Consider the following 16,815-nt stretch of genomic DNA (forward strand, 5'->3'; position numbering starts at 1 on the left):
GCTGCCGGCGGGCGTTATGCTGCGCTTAGACGTTCCGCGATGCGCGCCGCCGATTCAAGCGATTTTCCCGGCCCGAGCGCGGTGAAGGTCGGCCGGCCGCGCCCGATCAGCGCCTTGCCGGCGGCGCGGGCGTCGTCCAGCGTCACCGCTTCCACCTTGGCGACGATCTCTTCCAGCGGAATCGGCCGGCCGAAGGCCAGCATCTGCCGCGCCAGCTGGTCCGCCCGCGCGCCGGAACTCTCCAGCGCCGCCAGCAGCCCCACCTTGGCCTGCGCCTTGGAGCGCGCCAGTTCCGCCTCGGTCATGGTCTCGATGGTGGCGAGGATCTGGTCGACGGCCACATCGACGAGTTCGCCGACATCGCCGCCATCCGTGCCGGCATAGACGCCGAACAGCCCGGTATCGGCATAGCCCCAGTGGAAGGAATACACCGCGTAGCACAGGCCGCGCGCCTCGCGCACTTCCTGGAACAGCCGCGAGGACATGCCCCCGCCCAGCACATTGGTGAACACCTGCAGCGCGTGGATGCCGGGGTCGCGATAGGAAAGGCCGGGCAGGCCGATCAGCAGGTGCGCCTGCTCCAGCTCGCGTCCGCCGCCAATCTCCACCCCGCCCTCATAGCGGGCGGGCACGACCGCCGGCTTGTCGGCGTCGGGGAAGGAGGCGACGCGCTTCTCCGCTTCCGCCACCAGCGCCTCGTGCGACACCGCGCCGGCGGCAGAAACGATCATCTTCGGCGCGCGGTAGGTGCGCCCGAGATAGGTGCGCAGCTTTTCCGGCCCGAAGGAGCGCACGCTGTCCGGCGTGCCGAGGATGGAGCGGCCGATGGGCTGGCCGGGAAAGGCCCGCTCCTGGAACAGGTCGAACACCAGATCGTCCGGCGTATCCAGCGCGGCGCCGATCTCCTGCTCGATCACATTGTGCTCGCGCGCCAGTTCCTCCGGGTCGAAGGCCGGCTCGGCGAGAATGTCCGACAGCACGTCGAGCGCCAGCGGCATGTCCTCGGCCAGCACCCGCGCATTGTAGGAGGTGTGCTCGACGCTGGTGGCGGCGTTGATGTCGCCGCCGACCGCCTCGATCTCCTCGGCGATGCCGCGGGCGGAGCGGCGGCGCGTGCCCTTGAACGCCATATGCTCCAGGAGATGCGAGATTCCGTGCTCGTCCGCCTCCTCGTCGCGCGCCCCGGCCCCGACCCAGATGCCGAGCGAGGTCGTGGCCAGATGCGGCATGGATTCGGAAACGACGGTGACACCGTTGGCGAGCGTGGTGATGCGGGGGCCCGGGGCGGTGGGGTTGCTCACGCGGCGGTCTCCGAGGCCCGCGCATGGCGGGTGATATAGGCTTCGATGGCGGCCACGTCGTTCGGCAGGGTCGGCGTGCGCTCGGGCCGCTCCAGCAGGTCGGCGAGGTGTGGCGGCAGCGCCGGGCGCTCGCCGCAGGCCCGCTCCACCGCGTCGGGGAATTTGGCGGGGTGCGCGGTGGCGAGCACCACCTGCGGCACATGCGGATCATGTTTCACGCGCTCGGCCACCGAGACCGCGACCGCCGTGTGCGGGTCGAGCAGATAGCCCGTCTCCGCCCGCACCCGGGCGATGGTGTCGAGGGTCTGCGCCTCGTCCGCCCGTCCGGCGTCGAAATCGGCGTGCAGCGCGGCCATGGCGGCGCTGGAGGGCGCGAACGCCCCGGACTGCGCCAGCGAGGCCATCAGCCCGCGCAGCGCGCCGGCATCGCGGTCCATCGCCTCGAACAGCACGCGCTCGAAATTCGACGACACCTCGATGTCCATCGACGGCGAGGAGGACGGATGCACGCCGGTCACCTCATAGTGCCCGGTCGCCAGCGTGCGGGCGAGGATGTCGTTCACATTGGTCGCCACCACCAGCCGGTCGATCGGCAGGCCCATGCGCTTGGCGACATAGCCGGCGAGCACATCGCCGAAATTGCCGGTCGGCACCACGAAGGAGGTCTTGCGCTGCGGCGCTCCCAGCGCGACGCCGGCGACGAAATAGTAGACCACCTGCGCGACGATCCGCGCCCAGTTGATCGAGTTCACCCCGGCAAGGCGCTGGCGGTCGCGGAAGGCGTGATGGTTGAACATCGCCTTCACATGCGCCTGGCAGTCGTCGAACGTGCCCTCGATGGCGATGGCGTGGACATTGGCGTCCGGCACCGTGGTCATCTGCCGGCGCTGCACCTCGGAGACGCGGCCGGCGGGGTAGAGGATGAACACATCGGTGCGCTTGGAGCCGCGAAACGCCTCGATCGCCGCGCTGCCCGTATCGCCCGACGTAGCGCCGACAATGGTGGCGTGCTGGTCGCGCGCCGTCAGCACATGGTCCATCATCCGGCCCAGAAGCTGCATCGCCACATCCTTGAAGGCGAGCGTCGGGCCGTGGAACAGCTCCAGCACGAAGCGGTTGGGGGCGATCTGCACCAGCGGCGTGGTGGCGGGGTGGCGGAAGCTGGCATAGGCCTCCTCCAGCATCGGCCGCAGCACGTCAGGAGCAAACGCGGAATCGACGAAGGGCGCGATCACCCGCCCGGCGACCTCGGCATAGGAATGGCCGGCGAGGCTGGAAATCGCAGTAGGGGCCAGCGCCGGGAAGACCTCGGGCACATAGAGCCCGCCGTCGCGCGCGAGGCCGGCAAGCAGGGCGTCGGAGAAGGCGAGCACGGGAGCCTCGCCACGGGTCGAGATGTAGCGCACGCGCGCCTCCGCTGGAGAAAGTGGCCGCAACCTAGTGGCGGGGAGCCGATGAGGCAAGCAAACGCTCACCTCCCGCGCTCACACCCGCCGCCGCCGGCTCCATACATAGGCGACGAACACGCCGGCGAGAGAGGCGGCGAGGCCGAACCAGGTCAGCGCATATTCGAGATGCCGGTTCGGGAACACGATGCGCGTCAGCCCGCCGCGCGGCAGGCCGCCGGGGTTCGCCGTCGCGTCCGCGTCGATGAGGAAGGGCGCCACCCGCACCAGCCCCTTGGCGCTGGCGATCGCCTCGGGGTCGCGCACATACCAGCTGTCCTTGGCCGCGTCGTTGGCGGGGGTGAACGGCCCTGCCTCTTCCGGCAGGCGCAGCAGGCCGGTGACGGTGACGGGACCTTCCACCTGGCCCTCGGCCCGCGTCGCCGGCGCCTTCCGCGCCAACGGCACGAAGCCGCGATTGACCAGAACGATGGCACCATCGGCCAGGCGGAGCGGCGTCACCACCCAATAGCCCGGCCCGCCGGAACCATCCGGCGCCTGATCCACCAGCGCATAGACCTGCACTTCAAGATCGTTGAGGAACCGCCCCTGCGCGGTGACGCGGCGATATTCGTCCGTGGCGAAGTCGATCTTGCCCCAGTCCGCTTCCGGCGGCAGCGGCGCCGGCGCCTCGTGAATGCGCGCCTCCACCTGGGCGATCAGCGTTTCCTTCCAGGCCAGCCGCTGCAGCTGCCACAGGCCGAGCCCCACCAGCACGGCGAAGGCGAGCAGCGCCGCGGCCGCGACGGGCAGCAGCCGGTGCCGCGCGGGGGCCAGCGCGCTCACCTCTCCCCCTTGTCGAGACGGCCTTCCTGCGCGCGCTTGGCATATTGCAGCGCGATCAGCGTCGCTTTGAGCGGTCGCAACAGGCCGAGCGTGGCGATCAGCACCAGCGGGGTCCAGAGCAGCGCATGCACCCAGAAGGGCGGCTGCCAAGTGAGCTCCACCCACAGCGCCAGCCCCACCACCAGCGCGCCGGCGGCGAGGATGATGAACACGACCGGCCCGTCGCCGGAATCGTCGAAGCTATAGTCCAGCCCGCAGGCGGTGCAGGACGGTGCCACGGTGAGGAAGCCGTTGAACAGCTTGCCGCGGCCGCAGCGCGGGCAGCGGCAGGTGAGGCCGGCCGTATAGGGCGAGACCCCGCTATCGTAAGGTTGCAGGTCCATGGCCGGTTTCTACTCCCATTCCGGGCCGAGGCGGCACGGGCATTTCGCCACATAAACGAAAAAGGGGCGGCCCGAAGCCGCCCCTTGCCGAAAGCTGTCGCCGGTTCAGTGCGGAGCGCCCGCGCTGCCCCAGACATAGATGAAGGTGAAGAGGAACAGCCACACCACGTCGACGAAGTGCCAGTACCAGGCCGCCGCCTCGAACCCGAAATGATGGGTCGGGGTGAAATGGCCGGCATAGATACGCCCGAGGCACACGGCGAGGAAGATGGTGCCGACGATGACGTGGAAGCCGTGGAAGCCGGTCGCCATGAAGAAGGTGGCGCCGTAGATGTTGCCGGAGAAGGCGAATTCGGCGTGGCTGTACTCGAAGCCCTGCAGCAGCGAGAAGATGAAGCCGAGGCCGACGGTGAGCCACAGGCCCCATTTGGCGCTCTGGCGGTCGCCATGCACCAGGGCGTGGTGCGCCCAGGTCAGCGTGGTGCCGGAGGTCAGCAGGATCAGCGTGTTGAGCAGCGGCAGGTGCCAGGGATCGAAGGTCTCGATGCCCGTCGGCGGCCAGACGCCGCCGGTCGCGGTGGCGCGGGCATAGTTGATTTCCTCGCCGACGAAGAGCGACGCGTCGAAGAAGGCCCAGAACCAGGCGACGAAGAACATCACCTCGGAGGCGATGAACAGGATCATGCCGTAGCGCAGGTGCAGCTGCACCACCGGCGTGTGGGCGTGCTCATGCTCGCCTTCGCGGATCACGTCCCGCCACCACACCACCATGGTGTAGATCACGCCGAGCAGGCCGGCGATGAACACCAGCGAGGTCAGCTGGCCGTGCATCCAGAACACCGCGCCTACGGCCATGATGAAGGCGAAGATCGAAATGACGAACGGCCACGGGCTCGGGTCAACGAGGTGGTAGTCGTGATGTTTGGCGTGGGCCTCGGCCATGGGTCGCGCTCTCCGTTCCGTCTGCTTCTCTAGAGCCCTTTCCGCGCCGGTGGAACCACCGAAGCGACGGGAAACGGCACCGTATTCACTGCGTCCGTTCCTCTCGACGCCAGGGTCGTTCGACCCTCGCGGAAAAGGCTCGGGCGGGCCGCGAGCGCGGCCGCAATTCTCACCACCGCCCGGTTAGAGCGGCGCCTTTCCGTCCTTCGCTGCCCCGGCGGCCAGCGGCGTCGCCTTGGGGAAGAAGGTGTAGGAAAGGGTGATGGTCTTCACCCCGCGCATCTCCGGATCCTCGGCAAAGGCGGGATCGACGAAGAAGACGACGGGCATGTCGAGGCTCTCGCCCGGCTGCAGCGTCTGGTCGGTGAAGCAGAAGCACTGCATCTTGGCGAAGTGGTAGCCGGACTGGGCCGGCGTCACATTATAGGTGGCGGCGGCGGTCACCGGCTTGTCGCTGCGGTTCTTCACCCGGTAATAGGCGAGCTTGGTCTCGCCCACCCGCACCTCAACCGAGCGCTGCTCGGGGGCGAATTCCCAGTCGAGGCCCGGCGCGGTGTTGGCGTCGAAACGCACTTCCACCACCCGCTCCAGCGCCGCGCCCGGCGCCGAGGCGGCGACACGGGTGGCGCCGCCGAAACCGGTGACCTGGCAGAACATCTGGTACAGCGGCACGGCGGCATAGGCGGCGCCGGTCATGGCGACGACGAAAGCGACGCAGCTTATCACCACGCCGCGATGGCTCACCGGCCGGCGCGGGGCGGCCGGGGCAGCTTCGGTGTGGGTCGGGTCTTCGCGGTCTGATGCCATGGCACCCTCACAGCGGACGGATCAGCACGGCCGGGCCGAGCTTGACGATGGTCACCACGTAGAACAGCACGCAGAGCGCCGCGAGCACCGCCGCGATGGCGATGGAACGGGCGCGCCGGCGCCGCTTCTGCTCCTCGGTCAGCACAACGCCTTCGGGCTCACCGCCGGGTCGCTTCGTGTCGTTGCTCATTCCAGCCCTCGCCGCCATGCGCTCACAGCCCGAAACCGGCCGGCGCGACCGCCTCGACGAGGAGGACCGCGAAGAGCAGGAAAAGATACAGGATCGAGAAGCCGAACAGCCGCCGCGCCGCGATCTCCGCCGGGGCGCCCTCGCGCCGGCGATAGACCTGCACCGCCAGCAGCAGCATCAGCGCCCCGGTGACGCCGGAAACGGCGCCATAGGCGAGGCCGGCCATGCCCAGGAAGAAGGGCGACATGGCGAGCGGCACCAGCAGCAGCGTGTAGAGCAGGATCTGGCGGCGCGTCTCGGACGGGCCGGCGACCACGGGCAGCATCGGCACGCCGGCGCGGGCATAGTCACCCGACTTGTACAGCGCCAGCGCCCAGAAATGCGGCGGGGTCCAGAAGAAGATGATGAGGAACAGCAGCAGGCTTTCCAACCCGATGCCGCCGGTGGCGGCGGCCCAGCCGACCATGGGCGGGAAGGCGCCAGCGGCGCCGCCGATGACGATGTTCTGCGGCGTCCAGCGCTTCAGCCACATCGTGTAGATGACGACATAGAAGAAGATGGTGAAGGCCAGCAGCGCCGCCGCGACCATATTCACCAGCAGGCCGAGCACGATCACCGAGCCTACGGAGAGCGTCATGCCGAAGGCAAGCGCCTCGCCCGGGGTGACGCGGCCGGCGGGAATCGGGCGGCGGCGGGTACGGCTCATCACCGCGTCGATGTCAGCGTCCCACCACATGTTGAGCGCACCGGAGGCGCCGGCGCCGATGGCGATGCACAGCAGCGCGGTAAAGGCGATCACCGGGTGGACCTCGCCCGGCGCGCGCACGAGGCCGACCAGCGCGGTGAAGATCACCAGCGACATGACACGGGGCTTCAGCAGCGCGACATAGTCGGCCACCGAGGCGGGCGACGGCATGTCGAGCGCGCGGGGCTCGCTCGGGGTCAGGTCGTATTCGCGCGAGGCGACGTCGCTCATCACTTCACTCCGGCGCGCCCGGGGGCGGCGCTTTTCTTCGGGACGGCCGCACGCGGCGCCGCCCCTCTTGTGGAACCGGCGCGGAGAACCGCGCCGGGTCGTCTCTCAAACGGCCGGGCCGCTCACTTGATCTTCGGCAGAACGTCGAAGTGGTGGTAGGGCGGGGGCGAGCTCAGCGTCCATTCCAGCGTGGTCGCGCCTTCGCCCCAGGGGTTGGCGCCGGCCGGCACCTTGGCGGCGAACATGCGCCAGATGCCGAACAGGAACACCAGCACCGCGAAGCCGGAGATGTAGGAACCGATCGAGGAGACGAAGTTCCAGCCGGCGAAGGCGTCCGGATAGTCCGCGTAGCGGCGCGGCATGCCGGCGAGGCCGAGGAAGTGCTGCGGGAAGAACACCAGGTTGACGCCGATGAAGGTCAGCCAGAAGTGCACCTTGGCGATGCCCTCGCTGTACATGTAGCCGAACATCTTCGGGGCCCAGTAGTACCAGCCGGCGAAGATGGCGAACACGGCGCCCAGCGACAGCACGTAGTGGAAGTGCGCCACCACGTAATAGGTGTCGTGCAGCGCGCGGTCGATGCCGGCGTTGGAGAGCACGACGCCAGTGACGCCGCCGACGGTGAACAGGAAGATGAACCCGATCGCCCACAGCATCGGCACGCGCATGGAGATCGAACCGCCCCACATGGTGGCGATCCAGGAGAAGATCTTCACGCCCGTCGGCACCGCGATGATCATGGTCGCGGCGACGAAATAGGCCTGGGTCGAGGAGGACAGGCCGACCGTGTACATGTGGTGCGCCCACACCACGAAGCCGACCACGCCGATCGCCACCATCGCATAGGCCATGCCGAGATAGCCGAACACGGGCTTGCGCGAGAAGGTGGAGACGATGTGCGAGATGATGCCGAAGCCCGGCAGGATCAGGATGTACACTTCCGGGTGGCCGAAGAACCAGAACAGGTGCTGGAACAGGATCGGGTCACCGCCGCCGGCCGGATCGAAGAAGGTGGTGCCGAAATTGCGGTCCGTCAGCAGCATGGTGATGGCGCCGGCGAGCACCGGCAGCGACAGCAGCAGCAGGAACGCGGTCACCAGCTGCGACCAGGCGAACAGCGGCATCTTGTGCAGCGTCATGCCCGGGGCGCGCATGTTGAGGATCGTCGTGATCAGGTTGATCGCGCCGAGGATCGACGAAGCGCCCGCAATGTGCAGCGAGAGGATCAGGAGGTCCATGGCCGGGCCGGGATGGCCGAGCTTGGAGGAGAGCGGGGGATAGATCGTCCAGCCGCCGCCGAAGCCGTTGCTGCCCGGCGCGCCTTCCACGAACAGCGACAGCAGCGCCAGCGCGAAGGCGGGCGGCAGCAGCCAGAAGGCGACGTTGTTGATGCGCGGGAAGGCCGTGTCCGGCGCGCCGATCATCAGCGGCACGAAATAGTTGCCATAGCCGCCGATCATCGCCGGCATCACCATGAAGAAGATCATGATGAGGCCGTGGCCGGTGGTGAACACGTTGAAGGTCTGCGGATCGGAGAAGATCTGCATCCCCGGCTCCTGCAGCTCCATGCGGATGCCGATGGAGAGGGCGCCGCCCACGATCCCCGCGACGATCGCGAAGATCAGGTACATCAGCCCGATGTCCTTGTTGTTGGTCGAATAGACCCAGCGCTTCCAACCCGTCGGATCGCCCGCGTGACCGGCTGCGTATGCCATGGAACCGTCCCTCATGCGCGCCCTTTAGGGGCACTTAGAAACTTCAATGCGCCGAACCGGCACTCTCAGCGGGCGGCGACGCCCGCCACCTCGCCCTGCGCGACACGCGCCGGCGCCGGGGCCGCCGCGAATTCCTGCTTGGCCTTCTCGACCCACGCCGCGAATTCCTGCTCGCTCACCACCCGGATGGCGATCGGCATGAAGGCGTGGTCCTTGCCGCACAGCTCGGAGCACTGGCCGTAATAGATGCCTTCCTTGGTCGCCTGGAACCAGCTCTCGTTCAGGCGGCCCGGCAGGGCGTCGATCTTCACGCCGAAGGACGGAAGAGCGAAGGAATGGATCACGTCGGCCGCCGTCACCTGGATGCGGACGATCTTGTTCACCGGCACGACCACGTCGTTGTCCACCGCCAGCAGGCGGGGCTGGCCGGGCTTCAGGTCGGCTTCCGGCACCATCAGGCTGTCGAAGCTGAACGCGCCATTGTCCGGGTATTCATAGGACCAGTACCACTGGTGCCCCGTCACCTTCACGGTGAGGTCGGCCTGCGGCAGGTCCAGTTGGTGGAACAGCAGACGGAAGGAGGGAATGGCGATCGCCACCAGGATGAGGACCGGAACCACGGTCCACACCACCTCGATCATCGTGTGGTGGGTGGTGCGCGAGGGGACCGGATTGGCCTTCTCGTTGAACTTCACCATCACCACGACCAGCAGCGCCAGCACCAGCAGCACCACGGCGACGATGATCACCAGCAGGAAGAAATGGAAGGAGTGCATGCTCTCCATGACCGGAGAAGCCGCCCCCTGAAGATTGATCTGCCAGGGCGAAGGCTGCCCGGTCCCCGCCAGCGCAGCCCCAGCCAGCGCCAGCATGCCGAACATCCCGCCGGCCAGGCCCGCGACCGTGCGCGCAGCATTGCGGATCCACGATTTCATCGCGAACGTCACTCCCATCAGCTTCCCCACGGCCCAGCCCAAGCGATAATGATCGCTCTCCGGGACAGCGGCATTTGATCTTCATCAAACACAAAAAGGACACGCGGGCAACGCGCCTGGGGCATCCGGCTCCTGCGACATGACGTCGGGTGCCTGGAACCGTTCTATCTCCATGCAGCGATGGATTGCCGCATTCTTGACATCACCCTCGGGCTTCTACCGCATCCTGCACTGGGAGCGGCCGAAATGGGGGCCCTGCACGATTCGCCTTGTCCCCTGCCGCCGATTCTTTAGAAGACATAGCGAACGACACTTTTCGGGAGACAGCCATGCCCGGCTTCGCGGCCCTCCGTTCAGCCATAGTCGCGGCGCTTGCCGGCGCGGCGCTGCTCGCCTCCCTCGGGGGGGCCTCGGCGCAGGGCGTCGTGCGCTCCGTCCATGGCGAATGGCAGATCCGGTGCGACACCCCGCCCGGCGCGCAATCCGAGCAATGCGTGCTGCTGCAGAGCGTGCAGGCCGACGACCGCCCCAATGTCGGCCTCACCGCCATCGTGCTGAAGATGCGCGACAACGGCAAGACCCTGCTGCGCGTGCTGGCCCCGCTCGGCGTGCTGCTGCCCTCCGGCCTCGGCCTCATCATCGACGACCAGCCGATTGGCAGCGTCGGCTTCGTGCGCTGCGTGCCCAATGGCTGCGTCGCCGAGGTGGAGATGGACGCGACGCTGATGGACAAGCTGCGCAACGGCAAGAAGGCCATCTTCGTCATCCGCGAAACGCCCGAGCCGGATGAGGGCATCGGCATCCCGCTCAATCTCAACGGGTTCGGCCAGGGCTACGACGCGCTTCCCTGAGGGCGCGGACCGTGAGCCTCCCCCCTTCCGACATGCCCCCTCCCCGCCTCGTCATCTTCGATATGGATGACGTGCTGCTGCGCTATGATGTCGAGGCCCGCCGGGCCGCCATGGGCGCCCCCGCCGGGCTCTCCGCCGCCGAGGTCGAGCACCGCGTCTGGCACAGCGGCATCGAGGACGCCTCCGATCTCGGCCATCTGACCCCGGACGCCTATCTGGCCGCCGTGGCCGAAGCGCTGGGCGTGCCCTTCGGCCGGCCCGAATGGCTGCGCACCCGCGCGCTCGCCATGACGCTGGACCCGGACATGCTGGCGCTGGTGCCGCGGGTCAGCGCCCGCGTGCCCATTGCCCTGCTCACCAATAATGGCCACATCATGCGCGAGCATTTCGACGCGCTGGTGCCGGAGCTGCGGGCCTTGTTTGGCCCGGCCATGCACGTCGCCTGCGAGTTCGGCGCCAAGAAGCCGACGCCCTCCGTATATAAAGGTGTGGCGGCCCTCTATGGCGTCGCCCCGCAGGAAGCGGTGATGATCGACGACAAGCCGGTCAATGTCGCCGGCGCCCGGGAGGCCGGCCTGCGGGCCCATTGCTTCACCCGGGCGGGCGATCTCGCGGCGTTTCTGGCGGAGGCCGGGCTGGGGGAGACCCTCTGATGCTGTGTCCCGTCTGCGAGGCCGCGTCCGCTCCCTTCCGGGAGGTCGACGGTTTCGCCTATTTCAAGTGTTCGAGCTGCGGCATCCTGCATTTGCCGCCGGACATTCTGCGCGACATCGACGCCGGCAAACCGCTCCGCACCTATGAGGTGGAGTATTGGGACACGGAAATGCAGGCCGCCGGGCAGAGGGCGGCCGGTCCCGGCATGGCGCGGCTGTGCGAGGCGATCTTTCTCGCCTCCACCCCGGTGCGCGCCGTGCTGGACATCGGCACCGGCCCCGGCGTGCTGCTCGATCACATGGCGCGGCTGATGCCCCATGCCGCCCCCGCCCTTCACGGTGTCGAGCTTTTCCCGCCGCCGGAGCGCTGGCGGACGACGTCGCCCAACTACCATATCGGCACGCTCGACTCCCTCGCCCCCATGACGTTCGAGGCCGGCCTGTGCATGGAAGTGATCGAGCACCTGACGCCGCGCATGGTCGCGAATCTGCTGCGGGCCCTCGCCTCGGTGGCGAGCGAGGGCAGTTGCTTCCTGTTCAACACCGGCCTCACGCCCTTCGTGGAACACGAGGACCCGGCCTATCTGGACCCGCTCGGGCGCGGCCACATCACCATCTGGACCGCCGAGGCGATGGCGCGGCTCGCTGCGCCCTTCGGTCTCACGGCCTCGCCCCTGCCCGGCCGCAGCTGGGCCTTCATCGTCGAGAAGGCGCCGCGTGCCATGGCGTTTGAACACCGCCTCTATCACCCGCTGCCGGAGAACCTCTCCTTTCTCTCTGGCGGCGACGCGGTCGATTCGGTGCCGAGCCTGCTGGCCCGGTCGGGGCTCGCCTGGTTTTTCTTCGCGGACATGGCGGCAAGCCGCACCGCCTGGGCCCAGTCCCTCGACCGGGAACTCGCCGCGCTGCGGGAAGCCCGTCAGCCCTGGTGGGCCGGCGGCGGCCGCCGTCCCTCGGAATGAGCGCCCATGCCGGAACTACCTGAAGTCGAAACCGTAAGGCGCGGCCTCGCCCCGGTCATGGAAGGCCGGCGCATTCTCGCCGCCGTCGCCCGCCGGCCGGATCTGCGCTGGCCGCTGCCCGAGCGCTTCGCCGAGCGGCTGACCGGGCGCACGCTGCGCCGGCTGGAGCGGCGGGCGAAATATCTCATGGCCGATGTCGGACCCGACGCCGACGGCGTGGACGAGGTGCTGGTCATGCATCTCGGCATGTCCGGTTCCTTCCGCATCGAGCCCGACGAAGGCCCACCGGAATTGCCCGGCGATTTCCACCTGCCGCGCTCGCGCCTCGCCGCGCACGATCATGTCGTGCTGCGGATGGCAGGCGACGGGACGACGGGCGCGGCGGAGGTGGTCTATAACGACCCGCGCCGCTTCGGCTTCATGCTGCTGCTGCCGCGCGCGGGGCTGGCGACGCACCCGCTCTTCAATGCCATCGGGCCGGAGCCGCTGGGAGAGGATTTCACCCCCGAAACGCTGGCCCGCGCGCTTGCCGGGCGGCGCACCCCGCTGAAGGCGGCGCTGCTCGACCAGAAGGTCGTCGCCGGGCTCGGCAACATCTATGTGTGCGAGGCGCTGCACCGTGCCGGCCTGTCGCCGGAACGCGGCGCCTTCACGCTCGTCGGTCTCACTGGCGGTCCCATCGAACTCACCGTCCGCCTGGTCGCGACCATCCGCGAGGTGCTGCAGGAGGCCATCGCGGCGGGCGGCTCGACCCTGCGCGACCACGCCCAGGTCGACGGCACGCTGGGTTATTTCCAGCACACCTTCCGCGCCTATGACCGCGAAGGCGAGCCCTGTCAGACACTTGGCTGCCGAGGTACCATCGCCCGGCTTGTGCAAAGCGGGCGCTCCACCTTCTACTGTGCCGCCTGCCAGACATAGGAGACGCGCTTGTCCTATGCAAAGCGGGCGCTCCACCTTCTATTGTGCCGCCTGCCAGACATAGGAGACGCGCTTGTCCTACGACACCATCCTCGTCGAAACCAATGGACGCGTCGGCGTCATCACCCTCAACCGCCCCAAAGCCCTGAACGCCCTCAACGCCGCGCTGATCGACGAGCTCAGCCAGGCGCTGGACGGGTTCGAGAGCGATCCCGGCATTGGCTGCATCGTCCTCACCGGCTCCGAGCGCGCCTTCGCGGCGGGGGCGGATATCAAGGAAATGCAGGCACTTACCTTCCCAGCCACCTATGTCGATGACTTCATCACCTCCTGGGAGCGGCTCTCGCGCTGCCGCAAGCCGGTGGTCGCGGCGGTGGCCGGCTACGCGCTCGGCGGCGGCTGCGAGATCGCCATGATGTGCGACATCATCCTTGCCGCCGACAATGCGCGCTTCGGCCAACCGGAGATCCAGCTCGGCATCATGCCGGGCGCCGGCGGCTCGCAGCGGCTCACCCGGGCGGTCGGCAAGGCGAAGGCGATGGAGATGTGCCTCACCGGCCGCACCCTGACAGCCGAGGAGGCGGACCGCTACGGGCTGGTGTCGCGGGTGGTGCCGCTGGCGTCGCTGAAGGATGAGGCGATGAAGGTCGCGGACACCATCGCCGGCCTGTCGCTGGCCTCCGTGATGATGACCAAGGAGAGCGTGAACCGCGCCTTCGAATCCTCACTGGCCGAAGGCATCCGATTCGAACGCCGCCTCTTCCAGGCGCTGTTCGCAACGGCCGACCAGAAGGAGGGCATGGCCGCCTTCGCGGCCAAGCGCGGCGCCTCATTCACCAACAATTAACCATTGTGCGGGCGGGCGCCCGTGCCATGGATGTTGACGCGGCGGCGCCCGCCGACTATAAGCCCGCCACTCGCGCGGAGCTCCTTCGGGTTTGTCTCCGCTTCAACATTTGCAACCGACATTTCGGCAAGGCGCGGTACGCGGCGTCCTTGCGACGATGAAGAGGATGGCCGATGGCCAATACGCCCTCCGCCAAAAAGGCGGCTCGCAAGATTGAGCGCCGGACCGAGGTCAACCGGAACCGCCGTTCCCGCATGCGCACTTTCGTGCGCAAGGTCGAAGAGGCGCTGGCCTCGGGCGACAAGGACGCGGCTGGCGCCGCCTTCAAGTCCGCCGAGCCGGAGATCATGCGCGCCGCCCAGAAGGGCGTCCTGCCCAAGAACACCGCCTCGCGCAAGGTTTCGCGTCTGGCGCAGCGTCTGGCCAAGCTCGGCGCCTGAACAGGCAGCCCTATCGGCCAGACGGCCACAGACAAGACGACGTAAAAGCCCGGCCTCGCGCCGGGTTTTTTGCGTTTGCGAGCCCGGCATCGCCAAGGCTACGCCGTGTCCCGCCTGTGTTCTGCGGGCACATCGGGACGGCGTTGCAAAAGTGTCACGGAACGGCGCGCCCACCGAAATCGGGCTTCGGGGAACCAGTTGTTTCTTGACTCTGCCGCCACTCCCAAGCAGCGGCAAAACCGGCCGAACCGACAGGGAAAACAGGCGCCGCCGCGCAGAATTTCTCGTTTATTTTTAAGCACTTATGACCCATGTCGACCACCACCCTCCGAATCGGCGCCTCATGCCCCCTCCACACCCCCCGCGGCACAAATTTAGCTGCGGAAAGACCCGCCAATGGCCCTCATTGAATCTTGCAAGTGACTCAGAGATTTGCCGACTGATGGCTCTTTTTTGGGCGCTCGAATCACTGCCCTGCGGCACCGGGATACAGACCCTGCGGCACTGACGGCGTTGCACCGCAGGGGGGGCCTGTGTATGTTGTCTTCATCCGGTTGGGCCGGGCACCTCAGCGAAATGTTGAGTTTTGGAGCGGTCCTTTGCGACGTGGGGAGGGTGGCGTGTGCTGTATTCATGACCCTGCCTCCACAACGATGTTGTCGCCGGGCGTTGATCGACAGGTCTTCCAAGAGGGAAGATCTTGTCCGCGTAATGCGTAGTGTTGGCGATTTTAGTTAAATCATAACAATTTAACTTTTGACGACGGCAATGATCTTGCCGTGAAGGGGCTGCTATGACTACGCGCAAGAACGCACAAGAGGGTGCGTGTTCCGTTCGCCCCGCTGCTCCTGCAGCGGAAGGCGTCTGCGACGACGATAGATCCACCCCTCGGATAAGGTGCGTTCTGCATGAGCCTCATGCCTTGGCCTTTTGGCCTGTTGAGGCGCTGATGCGGGTCGTCTAAAGACATCCCCCGCCCGACGGCCGAGAGGCAGCGTCGACCACTTCATTCGCACTGATGAGCCTGCCGCCTGCTGGAACGCGTCTGCGATCCGGCGGAGCGGCACGGCTCTCGTGTGTCCCAACAACCGCATAAGAAGCGCGGAGCCGATATGTTCAAAGATGGCATCGAATCCTCAGGCAAAACCCAGTTTCCCGGCGTGGCGGCAAGCGCCAGTGCGAGGGGTGGGCTGGACAGCGACGCGCGCGACGCCTGGGATCGGGTTCGCCGTCGGCTGCGGGCCGAGGTCGGTGAAGAAGTCTATTCGAGCTGGTTCCCGCGCATCGAACTCGATGGGATTAACGACGGCTTCGTGCGCCTGTCCGTGCCCACCCGCTTCCTCAAGACCTGGATCCAGCAGCATTATATCGAGCGCCTCGTCGCTCTGTGGCAGGAAGAAGCCTCGGCGGACCGCGTCGAACTGATCGTCCGCACCGCCGTGATGCGGACGCCGGGCGCCGCTCCGATGCCGGTGCGCGCGGCCATTACGCGTGTCGCGCCGCCCGTGGAAGCTGAGCCCACGCCGTCGACTCCGGCCTCGCTGGCCAATCCGGCCGAAGTCGCCAATGGCTCTCCGCTGGACCCGCGCCTTACGTTCTCAACCTATCATCTTGGCGATTCCAACCGCCTCGCCCACGCGGCGGCGCTGAAGGTGGCGCATGCGCCCGCCGGCAGCGGCCCGGTGTTCAACCCGCTCTATCTCCATGCGGCCGTCGGACTGGGCAAGACTCACCTGCTTCAGGCCATCGCCGCCGATGGCGCCGGCCACGGCCGCCGTGTTGTCTACCTCACCGCCGAGCGCTTCATGTACGGCTTCGTCGCCGCGCTGAAGAGCCAGTCCTCGCTCGCCTTCAAGGAGCAGCTTCGCGGCATCGACACGCTCGTCATTGACGACCTGCAGTTCCTGCAAGGCAAGAGCGTGCAGCAGGAATTCTGCCACACGCTCAATGCCCTGATGGATTCCGGCCGTCAGGTGGTGATCGCCGCCGACCGTCCGCCCGCCGAGCTCGACGCGCTTGAGGAACGGGTACGCTCGCGCCTCGCCGGCGGGCTCGTGGTCGAAATCGCGCCGCTCGACGATGAACTGAAGCTCGAAATCCTGAACGCCCGCATCGCGACCCTGGCGCAGCAGCATCCCGGCTTCGGCGTTCCGCACGACGTGCTCAACTTCATCGCCCGCCATTGCGGCCAGAACGGCCGCGACCTCGACGGCGCGCTGAACCGCTTGCTGGCCCATAACCAGCTCACCTCCCGCGCCATCACGCTCGAAATGGCCGAGACCGCCGTGCGCGACCTGGTGCGGTCGAGCGAGCCCAAGCGCGTGCGGGTGGACGATATTCTGCGCGTCGTCGCCAAGCACTACAATGTCAGCCGCGCCGACATCCTCTCCCAGCGCCGCACCGCCAATGTGGTGAAGCCGCGCCAGATCGCGATGTATCTCGCCAAGATGCTGACGCTGCGCTCGCTGCCGGAGATCGGGCGGCGCTTTGGCGGGCGCGATCACACCACGGTGCTGCATGCCGTGCGCAAGATCGACGGTCTCGTCGGCACCGATCGCGTGCTCGCCGATGAGGTCGAGACGCTGAAGCGGCTGGTCAACGACGAGTAGCTCCGGGCGCCGCGCACGGCGGTTTCCCCGATATACCCGCAGATTTCCCCAT

Annotated in this window: 17 protein-coding genes; 7 read left to right on the top strand and 10 right to left on the bottom strand. The window is 67.6% G+C overall.

Translation table 11 applies throughout. The annotated features are described in order from the left end of the window. Nucleotides 1–14: 14 nt before the first annotated feature. The 10 genes from ACO07Z_RS06230 to coxB all read right to left on the bottom strand — a co-directional run bounded on the left by ACO07Z_RS06230 (nt 15) and on the right by coxB (nt 9,480). Nucleotides 15–1,301: a M16 family metallopeptidase gene (locus ACO07Z_RS06230; RefSeq protein WP_421697910.1), complete on the bottom strand. Its 1,287-nt coding sequence runs from the start codon at nt 1,299–1,301 to the stop codon at nt 15–17. Then, entirely contained in the window at nt 1,298–2,707 is a 1,410-nt protein-coding gene (gene thrC / locus ACO07Z_RS06235) for a threonine synthase (protein WP_421697911.1), read from the bottom strand. The genes ACO07Z_RS06230 and thrC overlap by 4 nt, the downstream gene beginning before the upstream one ends. A 78-nt stretch (nt 2,708–2,785) precedes the next feature. Then, nucleotides 2,786–3,532, bottom strand: a complete 747-nt coding sequence (locus ACO07Z_RS06240; protein ID WP_421697912.1) for an SURF1 family protein — start codon at nt 3,530–3,532, stop codon at nt 2,786–2,788. Beyond that, entirely contained in the window at nt 3,529–3,915 is a 387-nt protein-coding gene (locus tag ACO07Z_RS06245) for a DUF983 domain-containing protein (RefSeq protein WP_421697913.1), read from the bottom strand. Before ACO07Z_RS06245 ends, ACO07Z_RS06240 begins: the two co-directional genes overlap by 4 nt. 105 nt (nt 3,916–4,020) lie before the next feature. After that, entirely contained in the window at nt 4,021–4,857 is an 837-nt protein-coding gene (locus tag ACO07Z_RS06250; RefSeq protein ID WP_244378023.1) for a cytochrome c oxidase subunit 3, read from the bottom strand. Nucleotides 4,858–5,040: 183 nt separating this feature from the next. Continuing rightward, complete coding sequence (locus ACO07Z_RS06255; protein WP_421697914.1) at nt 5,041–5,664, bottom strand: cytochrome c oxidase assembly protein; 624 nt, start codon at nt 5,662–5,664, stop codon at nt 5,041–5,043. Between the two features lie 7 nt (nt 5,665–5,671). After that, nucleotides 5,672–5,854: a hypothetical protein gene (locus tag ACO07Z_RS06260; protein WP_244378028.1), complete on the bottom strand. Its 183-nt coding sequence runs from the start codon at nt 5,852–5,854 to the stop codon at nt 5,672–5,674. A 22-nt stretch (nt 5,855–5,876) separates the two neighbouring features. Further along, a complete protein-coding gene (locus ACO07Z_RS06265) occupies nt 5,877–6,830 on the bottom strand; it encodes a heme o synthase (RefSeq protein ID WP_421697915.1) in 954 nt (317 codons plus the stop codon). Nucleotides 6,831–6,952: 122 nt separating this feature from the next. Next, on the bottom strand, nt 6,953–8,545 hold the full coding sequence (gene ctaD, locus ACO07Z_RS06270; RefSeq protein ID WP_421697916.1) for a cytochrome c oxidase subunit I: 1,593 nt from the start codon (nt 8,543–8,545) through the stop codon (nt 6,953–6,955). 65 nt (nt 8,546–8,610) lie between these two features. Beyond that, a complete protein-coding gene (coxB, locus tag ACO07Z_RS06275; RefSeq protein WP_421697917.1) occupies nt 8,611–9,480 on the bottom strand; it encodes a cytochrome c oxidase subunit II in 870 nt (289 codons plus the stop codon). A 329-nt stretch (nt 9,481–9,809) separates the two neighbouring features. On the opposite strand from coxB, the gene ACO07Z_RS06280 reads away from it, so the two are divergent. The 7 genes from ACO07Z_RS06280 (at nt 9,810) to dnaA (ending at nt 16,763) form a co-directional block, all read left to right on the top strand. After that, complete coding sequence (locus ACO07Z_RS06280) at nt 9,810–10,331, top strand: invasion associated locus B family protein (RefSeq protein WP_244378035.1); 522 nt, start codon at nt 9,810–9,812, stop codon at nt 10,329–10,331. An 11-nt stretch (nt 10,332–10,342) separates the two neighbouring features. Further along, entirely contained in the window at nt 10,343–10,984 is a 642-nt protein-coding gene (locus ACO07Z_RS06285) for an HAD family hydrolase (RefSeq protein WP_421697918.1), read from the top strand. Then, nucleotides 10,984–11,946 (top strand): methyltransferase domain-containing protein, encoded by a 963-nt coding sequence (locus tag ACO07Z_RS06290; protein ID WP_421697919.1) that lies wholly within the window; start codon nt 10,984–10,986, stop codon nt 11,944–11,946. Before ACO07Z_RS06285 ends, ACO07Z_RS06290 begins: the two co-directional genes overlap by 1 nt. A 6-nt stretch (nt 11,947–11,952) precedes the next feature. After that, nucleotides 11,953–12,867 (top strand): bifunctional DNA-formamidopyrimidine glycosylase/DNA-(apurinic or apyrimidinic site) lyase, encoded by a 915-nt coding sequence (gene mutM, locus ACO07Z_RS06295; RefSeq protein ID WP_421697920.1) that lies wholly within the window; start codon nt 11,953–11,955, stop codon nt 12,865–12,867. 73 nt (nt 12,868–12,940) lie between these two features. Continuing rightward, on the top strand, nt 12,941–13,714 hold the full coding sequence (locus tag ACO07Z_RS06300) for an enoyl-CoA hydratase (protein ID WP_421697921.1): 774 nt from the start codon (nt 12,941–12,943) through the stop codon (nt 13,712–13,714). Nucleotides 13,715–13,887: 173 nt separating this feature from the next. Continuing rightward, on the top strand, nt 13,888–14,154 hold the full coding sequence (gene rpsT / locus ACO07Z_RS06305) for a 30S ribosomal protein S20 (protein WP_244378045.1): 267 nt from the start codon (nt 13,888–13,890) through the stop codon (nt 14,152–14,154). Nucleotides 14,155–15,344: 1,190 nt separating this feature from the next. Then, nucleotides 15,345–16,763 carry a chromosomal replication initiator protein DnaA gene (gene dnaA / locus ACO07Z_RS06310; RefSeq protein WP_421700767.1) on the top strand — a complete coding sequence of 473 codons (1,419 nt, stop codon included), beginning with the start codon at nt 15,345–15,347 and terminating at the stop codon, nt 16,761–16,763. The last annotated feature ends 52 nt before the right edge of the window (nt 16,764–16,815 follow it).

Origin of the sequence: Ancylobacter sp. (genome assembly GCF_965229075.1) — a bacterium.
GTDB lineage: Bacteria > Pseudomonadota > Alphaproteobacteria > Rhizobiales > Xanthobacteraceae > Ancylobacter.